Genomic DNA, 14,340 nt, shown 5'->3' with positions numbered 1-14,340 from the left:
AGTATAGTTTCACTAGTTCAGTTGCCCTTGGGGGTGACTGCTCGTAATGTTCTGCCAGTGACGCCGATCTTGGCGTGGCAGGTAAAAAATCCGATTCCGGAGCCGTTTACAAGGAGGACACGATGAGAAGGGCTTTCTTCTTTATTGCCGCCCTGGCGATTCTTGCGTCACCGACCGTTATTTACGCTGCCGGTCCACACGACAACGATTGTACAGAGTGCCACAGCCTTCACGATACCCAGGGAAATTTCTCCTTCGGGGTAGCTCCCAACCAAAGCGAAAAATACACCGCCACTGGCCAGACTGTGAGCGGGACCGATGCCCTGTGCCTCGGTTGCCACAATGAGGATGAGGGGATTATGCCCATCCATCTCACGAAGAGCCATCCTGTGGGTGTGAAGCCCAAAAAAGCTTTCGTTCCTCAGGAGGTCCTGGGTAATAACGGCGAACTGACCTGTGGCAGTTGCCACGACCCGCACCCCTCCAACCCCAACTACAAATATCTGAGAGTCGGCACCAACGATGGGCGCAAGATGGGAGCTTTCTGCGCCTATTGCCATGAGGCCATGGTCGACAAGAATGAGCTGTAGCGAAGGTTGTGACTGCAGGATCGCTCTTGCCTCTGACCATGCCGGTTTCGGACTCAAGGAGATCATCAAGGAACACCTCTCAGTCAAGGGCGTAACAGCACTTGATCTGGGCACCGATTCGACCCAGTCCGTTGATTATCCCGATTTTGCCAGGAAGGTTTGCGAATCGGTACTTGCCGGGAGTTCAAATAGAGGGATCCTGATCTGCGGTACAGGCTTGGGTATGTCCATGATGGCCAACCGGTACAAGGGTATCCGGGGTGCCCTTTGCCACGATCATTTCACAGCACGGGCTGCCAGAAGCCATAACGATTCCAACGTCCTGGTTCTGGGTGGAAGGATCCTGGGCACCGATCTGGCAAAGGATATCGTGGATACCTGGCTGGATACTCCCTTTGAGGGAGACAGGCACTTAAAAAGGATCAATAAATTCGACGAATAAACTTTCCAGAACGCAGGACGCAGCACGCAGTACGCAGTACGCAGAATAAGGCACTGATAACCGTTAACCGATAATCGATGACTATTGCGGAGGAAAGCATTGCCAAGCATCCTGAAAGATTTCGATCCTGAAGTTTACGCGGCCATTCGCGGTGAGACCGAGAGGGAAGAGTACCAGTTGGAGCTCATCGCCTCAGAGAATATGGTGAGCGAGGCGGTCCTTGAGGCCCAGGGCAGCGTCATGACCAACAAGTATGCAGAGGGCTATCCCGGGAAACGGTATTACGGTGGTTGTGAGCACGTGGACGTCACCGAGCAGCTTGCCATAGATCGTGCAATAGAGCTTTTCGGTGCCGATTATGTCAACGTTCAGCCCCACGCTGGCGCCCAGGCCAATATGGCCGTGTACTTCGCCGTTCTCGAGCCGGGGGACACCATCCTGGGGATGAACCTTTCTCACGGTGGTCACCTTACCCACGGCAGTCCGGTGAACTTCTCAGGTTTTCTTTATAATGTTGTGGCCTATGGTGTCCGTGAGGACGACCAGAGGATAGACTACGATGAGGTGCGGGATCTCGCCAGGAAGCATAAACCCAAGATGGTCATAGCTGGTGCGTCCGCTTACCCGAGAACCATAGATTTCGAGAAGTTCCGGGAGATCTGTGACGAGGTGGGGGCTGTTTTCTTTGTGGACATGGCCCATATCGCTGGCCTAATTGCTGCCGGTGAGCATCCGAGCCCGGTTCCCCATGCTCACATTGTGACCACCACCACCCACAAGACCCTGCGCGGGCCGAGGGGCGGGATGATCATGAGCACCGAGGAGTGGGCCAAAAAGCTGGGCAGCCGTGTTTTCCCGGGATCCCAGGGCGGCCCCCTGGAGCACGTCATTGCCGCCAAGGCAGTCGCTTTCAAGGAGGCTCTGACTCCTGAGTTCAAACAATACCAGAGACAGATCGTGCGGAACGCTGCCGCTCTGGCTGATGAACTGACAAGGCAGGGTTTCAAACTGGTCTCAGGAGGGACCGATAACCACCTCATGCTTCTGGACCTCAGGGAGGCGGAGTATACCGGGAAAGACGCCGAAGAGGCTTTGGACGAGGCTGGTATCACCGCCAACAAGAACACTGTACCCTTTGAGACGAGAAGCCCCTTTATCACCAGCGGTCTTCGCCTGGGCACACCCGCCATCACCACCAGGGGGATGAAGGAAGCTGAGATGGCCCTGATAGGACAGTGGATCAGTAAAATTCTTGAGAAAAGGGATGACAAAGCTTTCCTGGCCCAGGTCAAGGGTGAGATCAGAGAACTTTGCGAAATGTTCCCGTTCTACAGCCACCGGCTCTAGAAGCCTGCTCAGGAAATTCATCAGGCTTCCAGCTTTTGAATCGAATAAGCTCCTTTTTAGATCTTTAAGGAGTTGTTCTGCTGGGATAAGGTTTTGACAACTATTATTAAGTTGAAATTAGTCAATAGATGTATTCCGACAAACTTTGGCCGCCCCGTTGGTGTTATCGAGATTAACCGACACGCTGTGGGGTTGGGATACTTGTGAGTCAGCCCCTGACACGCCCCGCATGGGACGAATATTTCATGGAGATCACCAGGCTGGTCGCCACCCGTTCCACCTGTCTGCGCCGACAGGTGGGAGCCCTTTTTGTTAAGGACAAAAACATCCTGGCTACCGGCTATAACGGGGTACCGGCTGGTGTACGCCACTGTTCCGAGATCGGGTGCCTGCGTGAAAAACTGGGTATCCCGTCGGGGGAAAGGCACGAGATCTGCCGCGGCCTTCACGCCGAACAGAACGGTATCATCCAGGCGGCCAAGCATGGGACCGTTCTGTCGGGTTCCACAGTTTACACGACAGACCATCCCTGTGTTATTTGTGCAAAAATGCTCATTAACGTCGGTGTTGAGCGGATCGTTTCAGGACAGGGTTACCCCGATGCACTTTCGGTGGAGATGCTGTCTGAAGCAGGACTTAAACTGGATTACTACGGGGGTGAGCAAAAATGAAATGCCCGTTTTGCACCGATTTTGACAACAAGGTAGTGGATTCCCGTCTTTCCGGTGAGAGCGACGTGATCAGGAGGCGGAGAGAGTGTCTGGGGTGCGGCCGCAGGTTTACGACCTACGAGCGGGTTGAGGACATCCTCCCCATGGTCATCAAGAAGGACGACAGGAGAGAGCCCTTTGACAGGAACAAGGTTCTGTCAGGGATACAGACGGCCTGCCAGAAACGACCCGTACCTGTCGCCGTGATGGAGGAGATCGTAGAGCGGATCGAGAAGTCTGTTCAGGAAAAAGGGGACAAGGAGATCAATAGCAGCACTATCGGTGAAACAGTAATGCTTGAATTACATGACCTGGATGAGGTAGCGTACGTACGTTTTGCATCGGTCTATAGATCATTTAAGGATATCAACGAATTTATGGATGAACTGAAGGACATGCTGGAGGAAGAGGAAAGCCGACGCATGAAGGAGGAAAAGACCCGGCGGTGAACCTTTTGGAGGGGGGAACATCTTTATACCACTTCTGTTTGCTCTGAGCCCTGTTCTTGTGACTTGATAACCATGCAAAAAGTCTCTTTGAGGTTTATTGAAATTGGTGGTCACGCTGAAAGCGTGGCTCCTCCGCGCCAGTGGATTCGGCAGGCTCACCATCCCGAGTTTGTCGAGGGAGCGAAGTGACTCCGTACCACGCCCCAGGCGTGGCCAACAATTATTGACAACCTCGTAAAATACCTCACCGAGGAATTTTACGAGGCGGGGGATGGCTACCCCTCCCCCGCCAGGCGAAGTGAATTCGCCTGGTTCACCCCCACCCAGGATGCACGCTTTGCGCACATCCTGCTTGATGGACTTATTGTGAGTCCGTCAAAAACTAGAGAGGGATCCAACTGTGGCTAATCGTTTTAGGGGAGGAGTCCATCCGGACGACAGCAAGCATACCAGCAAGCAGGCCATAAGCGGGCTTCAACCTGCTGAACGTTTGATTCTTAGTCTCTCACAGCATATCGGCGCCCCGTCTCGCCCGGAAGTTTCCGTGGGCGACCGTGTGCTCAAATATCAGCCCATAGCAAGTCCCGGCGGGTTTGTTTCCATGGCATTGCACGCTCCCACATCCGGAACGGTCAAGGCCATCGAACCGGCTCCCCATCCCAGCGGCCGTTTGGTCACGGCGATCATCATTGAGCCGGACGGTCTTGATGAGGCGCTGGATCGGACTGACAAGGCTGACCCGGGACTGGCTCGCAGTCCCGAAAACTGGAAGGAGACGATCCGTGACTCTGGTATCGTCGGCATGGGAGGGGCGGCGTTCCCTACCCACGTCAAGCTGAGCCCGCCGGAAGACAAACCTATTGACATGATCGTGGCCAACGGGGTGGAGTGTGAGCCCTACCTTACCGCCGACCACAGGCTGATGCTGGAATCTCCTGACGAGATTCTGGGAGGCCTGTTCCTCGCAATGAAAATTGTGGGGGCGAAAAAGGCAGTGGTGGCCATTGAGGCCAATAAACCCGATGCTGCCGAGGTTATGCGCAAGGCAGATCTTCCCGAGGGGGTAACCGTGGAGGTATTGCCGGTCATGTATCCCCAGGGCGCTGAAAAACAGCTTATCCAGGCGCTCACGGGACGGGAGGTACCCACCGGTGGTCTCCCTATGGATGTAGGGGTCGTCGTTCAGAACGTGGGGACCCTTGCCACCATGAACCAGGCGATCAAAGAAGGTCGTCCCATGGTCGAGAGGGTCATGACCCTCGGTGGTCCGCTTCCCAACGGTCCTGGCAACTATATGGTTTCCATCGGGACCTCTCTTTCCCATGTCGTCGAGCAGACCGGAGGGCTGAAAGGCCCCGCCGCGCGCCTCATTAACGGCGGCCCCATGATGGGGCAGGCCCTGGCCGGGCTTGAAAGTCCGGTTACAAAGGGCACCAGTGGACTTCTCGCTTTCGGGCCGGGTGAGCTTCGGACCTTAAGGCAGAGGGCGTGTATCAGGTGCGGTTCCTGTATCAGTGTCTGCCCCGCATCGCTCCTGCCCCACACCCTGGGGAGCATGGTGGAATTTCGGCTTTTCAACCAGCTTCGTGAATTTAACATCACTGATTGTATCGAGTGCGGTTCCTGTGCTTTCGTTTGCCCGGCAGACCGTAACATGGTGCAGTTCATCAGACAGGGCAAAGCGGAACTGCTTGCCCTTGCGGGGAAATGATCATGAGTACGGTACTCGCACCCTCACCCCACGTCAGGTCTTCAGTGACCATAGAAACAGCCATGTACGGCGTTATCATAGCTCTTCTACCGGGAGCGCTGGTGGGAGCCTGTTTTTTCGGCCTGAATGCGCTAAAAGTCATGACCATATCCATAATCGCCTGCCTCCTTTTTGAAGCCATGGTCCTGAAGATCAGGGGCATGGATATGTCCCCTCTCAAGGACGGCAGTGCGGTTCTCACGGGGCTCCTTCTTGCCATGAACCTGCCGTCGAATATTCCCTGGTGGATGGTCGTTATGGGTGCGGTCGTGGCTATCGGGATCGGGAAACAGGTATACGGAGGCCTGGGCTATAACCCCTTCAACCCTGCTCTTGTTGCACGGGTATTCCTCCTCATAAGCTTCCCTGTTGCCATGACGAGTTGGCCTGTTCCGAAGCCCTTGTCTTTCTCCCTTGATACCATAACCGGAGCGACCCCTCTGGGAGCGATGAAAACTTCGCTGATGATGGAGGGAAACGTCGGGGCCGCAGCGAACATGAGTCTTGTTGACCCTCTCATCGGAAACATGGGGGGCAGCCTTGGCGAGATTGGAGCGCTGGCCCTGGCCCTGGGAGGTATCTACCTCCTGGTCAGAAAGATCATTACATGGCACATCCCGGTGAGTTTTCTCGCCACTGTTTTCGGGATGACTGGAATCTACTGGCTTATCAATCCAGAGCTTTATGCGCCCCCCACCTTCCACCTTGTGACCGGTGGTCTCATGCTTGGAGCATTTTTTATGGCCACCGATTACGTGACCAGCCCTGTCACAGGAAAGGGAATGGTCATCTTTGGGGTCGGGTGCGGTGTTCTCACGGTATTTATCAGACTTTTCGGCGGTTACCCGGAGGGGGTGTCTTTTGCGATCCTCCTCATGAACGCCGCCACCCCCATCATTGACAGGTATACCAGGCCTCGTGTCTTCGGTTACCCGACACGGAAGGAGGCCCGAGCATGACATTAACCTGGAGATTGGTCGTCGTACTTGGCGGTATTTGCGCGATAGCGGGGCTGGGCCTTGCCGGCGTTTACGAAGTTACGAAAGAACCCATCGCTTACCAGAAGAAACTGGAAGTTATCAGGTCCCTGGAAGCGGTTCTGCCGGGACTCGCCACCGATCCGGACAGCTTTTTCCTGGATATGGAACGCGAGGACGGGTCATCCGTGCGAGTTTTCAGGGCCCCGAATGAGGGTGGGGATGAGGTGGCTGGAGCTGCATTCCAGGTCGTTGCGCCGGATGGCTACAGCGGAAACATCTATATCATGATGGGGGTTTTCCCCGACGGTAAACTTGGGGGTATTGAGATCCTGAGCCATGCTGAAACACCCGGCCTGGGTTCCCTCATTGTGAATGAATCATGGAAGGGTATATTCCAGGGACGATCCCTGGCCGACACAAACTTCAAGGTCAAGAAGGACGGCGGAGACATCGACCAGCTAACCGGTGCCACCATCTCACCCAGAGCCGTTTCCGGCGCTGTAGAGAAAGGGTTGATCTGGTTCGGGAAAAACCGGGATGCTGTCCTGGATGCGGCCGCTGGAGAAAAACCTGTTACAACCTCTGGAGAAACGTCATGAGCGGATATATTCAGGAGTTTACAAAAGGCATCTGGAAGGACAACCCCGTATTCAAGATGGTGTTGGGCCTCTGTCCCCTTCTGGCTGTGACCAGCACCGCCATCAACGGTATTGCCATGGGGCTTGCAAGCACCTTCGTGCTGGTGTGCTCCAACACCGTGGTTTCATCCCTTCGCTCCATAATCCCGAGCAAGGTGAGAATCCCGGCCTTTATCATCGTCATCGCTTCCTTCGTTACCATCGTGGACCTGTCCATGAACGCCTGGGCTCACCAGCTTCACAAGACCCTGGGACTCTTCATTCCACTTATCGTTGTCAACTGTCTCATCCTGGGCCGTTCTGAGGCGTTTGCTTCGCGAAACCCTGTCTTGCGTTCGATGGTGGATGGCATTGGTATGGGTCTCGGGTTTACTCTCGCACTATTTCTCCTGGGAACCGTGCGTGAGATCCTTGGGAGTGGTACCTTTTTCGGGTACCCGATTCTGGGAAGTGGCTATAACGATATCCTCGTATTGATCCTGCCACCTGGGGCTTTCCTGGCTATGGGGATCATGCTGGGGGCGTTTAATAGTCTGGAGCGCTCGTGAAAGCAGTGTAAAGTGTAGGGTGTAGAGTGCAGAGCTGATTAAGCATTGGAATCCCCACCAAAAATACAGCCTTTTAATGCACCTTCGTAATTCTGCGGGCGTAAGCCCGTGGTAGTTCACTGTAGCGGATACGACACACCATGTGGCGTATCCGCTACATTAATTTTGGTGTTTTAACAGTTTTTTTAAAGCCTGGTTTTTCAATAGCTCATAAGTTCCTGATTCTATTAGCATAAAAAAATTCCCGGAAATTTTATATGTTGGTACGACAATTGCGTTACATCCCGCGATATGGAAAACTTTGTGAGACAGAAAACCGTTGGCGGTACCATTGAATTTGCCGGTGTGGCGTTGCACACCGGGAAAGAAACCTCCGTTCGCATTCTCCCTGGCGATCCGGATACCGGTTACCGTTTTAGAAGAACCGATATTCCAGGGCACCCTGAAGTGGAAGCCAGCGTTCATAACATCAGGGACACTCTGCTTGCTACGAGCCTTGGGTTTAATGGGGCCACAATCAAAACTGTGGAGCACCTTCTCTCGGCCATGGCCGGTTGCGGGATCGATAACGCCACCATAGAGGTATCCGGAGACGAGATCCCCATTATGGACGGCAGTGCGGCTCCCTTTGTCAGGGGTATTGAGAATGCAGGCCTTGTGGATCAGGAAGTACCAAAGAAAATGCTCAGGATCCTTAAGAAGATCGAGACATCGGAAAACGGTGCCAGCGCTTCTTTGGTACCATCTGAAACCTTCCAGGTCTCATTTACCATTGATTTCATGCATCCGGTTGTGGGAAATCAGAAACTGGAATTTGATTACACCGCCGCATCGTTCAGAAGTGATATTGCCTTTGCCAGAACATTCGGGTTTCTCGAAGATGTTCAGATGATGGTGGATCAGGGTTTAGCCCTTGGTGGGTCTCTGGAAAACGCTGTTGTCGTAGGAGAAGACAAAGTCCTCAACCCCGGTGGACTTCGTTCTCCGGATGAGTTTGTGAGGCACAAGGTTCTTGATACCATTGGTGACCTGTCCCTTCTGGGTATCCCGATCATTGGTGCCTACTCCGGCTACAAAGCTGGTCACAGGATCAACAGGCTTCTCATGCAGGAAGTTCTTGCCCACCCCGACCACTGGGACCTGGTGCTTGTGCAGGAGAAAGAGGACGGTTCCGGCCAGTACCTCGAAATGGACGCAGCTGAGGCACAGCCTTCAACTTACGCATTATAAGGGGGTAGTAACCCCTTTTCCCCGCCCTTTCTGGCGAAAAAAATAGTCCAAAGTATAAAGTCCAAAGGGAAAGCCGCGATTAGTGATTCGAGCTTCTGCCAATCGCAAATCACGAGTCACGGTAATTTTCCCCGATACTCCGACACCCCCATACCCCCATACTAGCCCTCTTAATCCCCTGTATCCCTTTTATCCCTGTTAAACGCTCGGAGCTTTCGCTCCTCAGGTTCCAGGTTTTACGGATCACGGTTCACGGTTCACGAATCAAGATTTTTCTCTCAGTTACACCCATACGGTTTTTTCTGTGTCTCCGCAGAGTCGCTCTGCCTTCCCTGAACTAGTCGAAGAGTCGCCAAATCGATTGTTTCCCCGTGTCTCCGCGTCCTCGTTTCACCGTGTTCGGCGCCTTTCCCCTTGAACTCTCGTTCATTTTCCCCTTAAATTGAGCAATGGAAAAAGCTTCATCGTTGCAGGATCTTGCCTTTGAACTTTACGCATTCCTGGCCCGGCGTTTCCCCGTCTGCTGCTGGAGCGACGAGTTCGTGTTCTTCCCTCAGGCTGTCCAAGAGGAGACGGACTGGTCCCGATGGGACGACCTTTCCCCGGAGTCGGTGGAAGATGTGGTAACCAGTCTGGGATGGTTCCGCAGGCGCCTGGGTGACTTTGCGACATCCGAAAATGCGGGGGTACATGGTGAGAGGGCCCTCGTTTCCGTGCTGGTATGGGTTACCCGGACTCTTGAGGAACAGTTCACCCTGGTGAAAACCCATGCTACCCAGCCAACCTTTGCCCTCACCGTAGCTACGGTGGGACTGGTGCAGGCGCTGCAGAGCGGTGGGGATAGGGCCTGGTTTGAAAGGATCCGCGCACTCCCCGAGTTCCTTGAAGGGGCCCTGGAATCGTTGCAGGAGGTTCCGGAATTATACCGTGATCTTGGCATGGGAATGGCCGCAAGTCTCACCGGGTGGATACAGTCCATTGGGCGCGCATCACAGTCAGGCCTGGCTCTGAAGGCTCTTGATAGTTTTACCGATCGGCTGTCGATGACACCTGTTACCAGGGAGTTTGCTCTCCCACCGGACCTGTTTGAGCATGTTGTTCACAATCATACAGGCAGTGCGCTTACCATGAGTGAGGTCCTATGCGAACTTGAGGATGAAGCCGCTGTTACAAAGCAGCTGCTGACTGCGGAGGCCGGAAATCTTGGGTATGGCAGGGATTGGGAATCAGCTTTTTCGGATATCACCGGGGAACAGGTACCAGCAGATGGGAAAAAGGGGCTGCTTCGTCTGGAGATGGAGAGGCTCAGGGATCATTGCCTTTGCCACGGGTTTCCAAGTGAGAGCTCCACGGAACCAGATTCCCTCTCCATAGAGTTCCTCCCATCATCCCTCGATTCAATTCGCGCCGCTGACTCTTACAACGCCATACCGGGACATCCTTTCAGGGGGGGCATCTTCTATATTTTTGGGGACGGGAGTCTGGGCAGCTCATCTGGATCGCTCCACCCCGTCTTCCGAATGACGGTTGCCCATGAGACCTATCCCGGGCACCACCTTCTTGACCTTTCCAGGTGGAACAACCCCCAACCTGCCCTGCGCTCCCTCGAGTACCCTCTGTTTTACGAGGGGTGGGCCTGTTTCGGTGAGGACCTGATGCTACACACAGGGGCTTTTGATCGCTCTTATGATCGTCTGATCCTCCTGAGGCGACGGTTCAGACATGCCGTAAGAGGAAAGGTAGATCTCATGCTCCACTCAGGCGAAATGGGTCTGGAGGAAGCTGCAGGGGAGCTTATGACTGCCGGATTCTCTCGAAACAGGGCTTTGGGCACCGTCAGGAAATATGCCCTACGGCCCGCATATCAGATGTGTTACACTATCGGTCGTCGACGGTTCCAGCGCTTATTTGACTCCTATGGGCAGGAGAGTGTGGGGGGATTTGTGAACACCGTCCTCACTCAGGGGGAGGTTCTGTTCGAGGATCTGGAATGTGCCCTTAAAAGCTCCCGAGAGGGAGAGAGGGAGAGTGGGGGAGCGGGGGAAAAACCTGTAACGGGGTGACGGGGTATCGGAGTGTCGGGCAGAAAAAACTGATCCAAGTCCTAGTGCAGGTCTTGGGTGTGACGTTTAAGGCTGCTAATCACTAATCACAAGTTACGAATCACGGCTCTTAAGGAATTTAAACTTTGGAATTTGACATAAAAAACGATTTTCTCGGATATCACTCCGAGTGGAACCTTGGCAGTCCCGGGGGATGGGATTATCAGAGGATCACCCAGAATATTGGCAAGGTTGTATGGGACAAGATCCTCCAGATCAAGGATCCGGGTGTTGACCTGGATTTTCTCCATCCTCTGTTGTATCCGGTGTACGGTTTTGTGGATATGCTCGTTGCTGTTCACAGGTCCAGGGAAGGTAGTGCTCCCGGGCTCATTGCCGTGGTAGCCGAGGAGGAGACCCTGGTGGATGTTACCGAAAACATCAACCTGGCAGGGCACCTTTCCGCTGTGGAGGGCATAACCGGGGCGCTCATGGCTCCCCATGAACTGGGACTGCACAACGGCAGGGTTTCCTACAGGGGCCAGCCTGTTTCAACTATTTTCATGGACTTTAATTCAGACGTCCTTCTCAACCTTCACCGAAAGCAGGATCTCACACCGGTTCTCCAGGCGGTGAGGGAGGGTAGAGTCGTCAACCCCAGGGGGACAGAGCCCATAAACGTAAAAAGCATGTTCGAGGTCTTCACCGGGCCTCTGGGAAAGCATTTCAGTGAGGAAACGGTTCGCAGGACACCGTGGACGAGACGGTTTCGTGAAGGGGCGGCTACAGGCCCTGCAGGTGAGAAGATAGATGATCTCATTCAGTGGGCCTACGTCAACTGGGACAACCTGGTTTTGAAACCCGAAAGAGGATATTCGGGCATGGGAGTGCGCGTAGGAGGTGTGAACCCGGATGCCGCCGAGGCCATTGATCTTGCTCTGTCAAAGGGCAGCTACATCCTGCAGGAGAAGATCCCTCTCAACCTCTGGGCCGAGGATAACCCTGCCGTGGATCCTGAGTCCAGAAGCGTTGTCCTGGAGCGCTACCAGACAGATTTCAGGTGCCTCATGGGTCCGGATGGGCTGTTCGGGTTCCTTGTTCGCTTCGGGGGTGTGCCCACCAACGTCGGAAGCGGCGGCGGAGTCCAGCCCCTTGCGGTTTTGAGATCCAACATGACGGTGAGGCAGGCTGTAGAGAAGATCAATGACGCGATCATGAGTATTGGATACGGAGACCTTCGGGATGTCGTTGGGCAGCAAGAGAGAATGGCTCTGGATGAAAAGTTCACCTACCTTCTGGGGCCGATAAGGATGGCTATCAGACCGCGCATTATTAGCGAAGGGCATCTGGCGGCGCTGGCCAGGTACTGCAAGTGCATGTGGACCGATAGTCAGACCCTCGAAAAGATGTGGCTTGCAGGTGCTCTGGGTGACTATATTTGTATCGAAGCGGAGGAGCTTGAAATAGCCGGCATGCAGCCGTGGAAGGGCGGTCCGGCAGTCTTTGCATCCGACGGTCTCTTCTCCTTTGGTGCCCACCCGGTGGAAGGTTAACGATCCATGGGCATCGTTGTGGATCCAGACTGGTGGAAGACACTGTTTGATGAGATCTACCTAAAGACCGACGCCCGGTCGGTTTGCGACCAGGAGATCTCCATGCGTGAGGTGGACCTTATCTGCAGTCTCCTTTCTCCGGAACCCGGGCACCGGATCCTGGACATGTGCGGAGGACAGGGACGGCACAGTCTGGAGCTCTGGGAGCGGGGTTACGCAGATTGCACGGTTGTGGACTATTCTCACCATCTGGTAGAACTGGGTAGAAGAACGGCCGGTGAGAAGAACTGTTGTGGGGTCCGGTTCATTCAGAGGGATGCAAGGGATACCGGCTTGTCCTCCGCCAGTTTCGATCACATCCTCATTCTCGGCAACTCTCTTGGATACCTGCCGGATGAAGATGACGACGGGAGGATCCTGACTGAGTCCTACCGTCTTCTCAAACCGGATGCGGCTATCCTTGTGGATGTCACTGATGGGGACAAGGTACTGGATGAACTCAATCCCAACGCCTGGCACCAGGTGGATGAGGATCTTGTCGTATGCAGGCACAGGGAACTGAACGGCTGCAGGATAAAGGCCCGGGAGATGGTTTTCTCCAGGCAAAATGGCCTGGTACGGGACCAGTCCTACGCTATTAGAATATATCGCCCCAATGAACTGGAAGCTCTTGTTTATAAATCCGGTTTCGTTGATGTCAATGTCCATCGTAACTTCAGTCCTCATGAGAAAAACGGGGATTACGGTTTCATGAATAAAAGAGTATTGATAACAGCAAGAAAGCCTGGGGAAAAAAGGAGATAAAGGATGAAGGGAAACCGCATAATAGGGACAGGAATGGGTGTTCCTTCCCGTATTGTTACTAACGATGACCTGGCCAAGATCGTTGACACCACGGACGAATGGATCGTCTCCAGGACCGGTATTAGGGAAAGGCGCATAGCGGCAGATAATGAGGCAACCTCCGATTTCAGTGTGAGGGCAGCGATCGAGGCCATGAAAATGGCCGACGTTCAGCCGGAGGAGATCGATCTGATCATCGTGGCAACCTTGAGCCCCGACAGACTTCTTCCTTCCACCGCCTGCCTGGTCCAGGGGAAGATCGGTGCAAAAAACGCGTTCTGTTTCGACCTTGAGGCGGCCTGCTCAGGTTTTGTCTACGGACTTGCCGTTGCCAACGGGATGATGCCTGATCAGGGTGTCAGGACAGCTCTCGTTATAGGGGCCGAGACCCTGTCCCGTGTTCTGGACTGGACCGACCGAAACACATGTGTTCTCTTCGCGGATGGGGGTGGGGCGGCCATTCTGAGACATGAAGGCGGCGACCACGGGATCCTGTCGTCCTACATGAAGTCCGACGGTTCAGCTCCCCCGCCGTGGCTTGCGGTGACGCCTGGAGTATCTGACCTTTCACCCCTCGGGGACAAGGTCAGTAAGGATTTCGCTATCACAATGGAAGGAAAGGAAGTGTTCAAGTTCGGCGTCAGGGCACTCCCCGATGCCGTGCGGGGGGCCCTTAACAAGACAGACGGGCTTACCCTGGCTGACGTGGACTGGATCATACCTCACCAGGCAAATCTCCGGATCATCGACGCGGCAGCCAAGGCGCTGGACATACCCAGGGAGAAGTTCATTGTTAACCTTGAGAAATACGGCAACACTTCGGCAGGCACCATACCCATAGCTCTCGACGAGGCGAACCGTGATGGAAGGATAAAAAAGGGGGATATCGTGGCCCTTGCCGGGTTCGGAGCGGGACTGACGTGGGGAGGGACTATACTGCGTTGGTGACGAATTTCGGAACCTGATTGTCAATTATAGGCTTTTTGGTAATTAAGGCCGCCAAAGGGGTTGATCCCGTGGCGGCCTTTTTCTTTGTTTTCAAGCGGTTATAGGATTACAACTATGTGCCTGTGGTGGCATTGGCTTTGCAACATGTTGATAATACAGACATTTTCAAAGTCTGGGGTTGGCGATACGAACAGCACTGCTATCTGACAAATTAACAGATGTTGGGCGTGATCTTTTCAGGTTTTGGGTGGTAGCGTGAGGATAAGGGCT

14 protein-coding genes are annotated in these 14,340 nt (G+C 54.2%); all 14 read left to right on the top strand.

The window, feature by feature from the left end; genetic code table 11:
- Nucleotides 1–122: 122 nt before the first annotated feature.
- The 14 genes from P1S59_00375 (at nucleotide 123) to P1S59_00310 (ending at nucleotide 14,070) form a co-directional block, all read left to right on the top strand.
- Nucleotides 123–590 carry a cytochrome c3 family protein gene (locus P1S59_00375; GenBank protein MDF1524719.1) on the top strand — a complete coding sequence of 156 codons (468 nt, stop codon included), beginning with the start codon at nucleotides 123–125 and terminating at the stop codon, nucleotides 588–590.
- Nucleotides 580–1,032, top strand: a complete 453-nt coding sequence (gene rpiB, locus P1S59_00370) for a ribose 5-phosphate isomerase B (GenBank protein MDF1524718.1) — start codon at nucleotides 580–582, stop codon at nucleotides 1,030–1,032. The genes P1S59_00375 and rpiB overlap by 11 nt, the downstream gene beginning before the upstream one ends.
- Before the next feature lie 99 nt (nucleotides 1,033–1,131).
- Complete coding sequence (locus P1S59_00365; GenBank protein MDF1524717.1) at nucleotides 1,132–2,379, top strand: serine hydroxymethyltransferase; 1,248 nt, start codon at nucleotides 1,132–1,134, stop codon at nucleotides 2,377–2,379.
- A gap of 215 nt (nucleotides 2,380–2,594) precedes the next feature.
- Nucleotides 2,595–3,050 (top strand): cytidine/deoxycytidylate deaminase family protein, encoded by a 456-nt coding sequence (locus P1S59_00360; protein ID MDF1524716.1) that lies wholly within the window; start codon nucleotides 2,595–2,597, stop codon nucleotides 3,048–3,050.
- Complete coding sequence (gene nrdR, locus P1S59_00355; GenBank protein ID MDF1524715.1) at nucleotides 3,047–3,538, top strand: transcriptional regulator NrdR; 492 nt, start codon at nucleotides 3,047–3,049, stop codon at nucleotides 3,536–3,538. The genes P1S59_00360 and nrdR overlap by 4 nt, the downstream gene beginning before the upstream one ends.
- 400 nt (nucleotides 3,539–3,938) lie before the next feature.
- A complete protein-coding gene (gene rsxC / locus P1S59_00350; GenBank protein ID MDF1524714.1) occupies nucleotides 3,939–5,249 on the top strand; it encodes an electron transport complex subunit RsxC in 1,311 nt (436 codons plus the stop codon).
- A 2-nt stretch (nucleotides 5,250–5,251) separates the two neighbouring features.
- A complete protein-coding gene (locus tag P1S59_00345; GenBank protein MDF1524713.1) occupies nucleotides 5,252–6,247 on the top strand; it encodes an RnfABCDGE type electron transport complex subunit D in 996 nt (331 codons plus the stop codon).
- Nucleotides 6,244–6,867, top strand: a complete 624-nt coding sequence (locus P1S59_00340; GenBank protein MDF1524712.1) for an RnfABCDGE type electron transport complex subunit G — start codon at nucleotides 6,244–6,246, stop codon at nucleotides 6,865–6,867. The genes P1S59_00345 and P1S59_00340 overlap by 4 nt, the downstream gene beginning before the upstream one ends.
- Nucleotides 6,864–7,454: an electron transport complex subunit E gene (locus P1S59_00335; protein MDF1524711.1), complete on the top strand. Its 591-nt coding sequence runs from the start codon at nucleotides 6,864–6,866 to the stop codon at nucleotides 7,452–7,454. The genes P1S59_00340 and P1S59_00335 overlap by 4 nt, the downstream gene beginning before the upstream one ends.
- A gap of 303 nt (nucleotides 7,455–7,757) precedes the next feature.
- On the top strand, nucleotides 7,758–8,684 hold the full coding sequence (gene lpxC, locus P1S59_00330) for a UDP-3-O-acyl-N-acetylglucosamine deacetylase (protein ID MDF1524710.1): 927 nt from the start codon (nucleotides 7,758–7,760) through the stop codon (nucleotides 8,682–8,684).
- A 449-nt stretch (nucleotides 8,685–9,133) separates the two neighbouring features.
- Nucleotides 9,134–10,747, top strand: a complete 1,614-nt coding sequence (locus P1S59_00325; GenBank protein MDF1524709.1) for a DUF885 family protein — start codon at nucleotides 9,134–9,136, stop codon at nucleotides 10,745–10,747.
- Between the two features lie 125 nt (nucleotides 10,748–10,872).
- On the top strand, nucleotides 10,873–12,279 hold the full coding sequence (locus P1S59_00320; GenBank protein MDF1524708.1) for a hypothetical protein: 1,407 nt from the start codon (nucleotides 10,873–10,875) through the stop codon (nucleotides 12,277–12,279).
- Between the two features lie 6 nt (nucleotides 12,280–12,285).
- Nucleotides 12,286–13,083: a class I SAM-dependent methyltransferase gene (locus P1S59_00315; GenBank protein ID MDF1524707.1), complete on the top strand. Its 798-nt coding sequence runs from the start codon at nucleotides 12,286–12,288 to the stop codon at nucleotides 13,081–13,083.
- Nucleotides 13,084–13,086: 3 nt separating this feature from the next.
- A complete protein-coding gene (locus P1S59_00310; protein MDF1524706.1) occupies nucleotides 13,087–14,070 on the top strand; it encodes a ketoacyl-ACP synthase III in 984 nt (327 codons plus the stop codon).
- Nucleotides 14,071–14,340: the final 270 nt, after the last annotated feature.

The sequence above is a fragment of the bacterium genome, from assembly GCA_029210965.1.
Taxonomy (GTDB): domain Bacteria; phylum BMS3Abin14; class BMS3Abin14; order BMS3Abin14; family BMS3Abin14; genus JALHUC01.
Note: the sequence above shows the minus strand (reverse complement) of the source record. Positions and strands in the feature narration are given on the sequence as shown.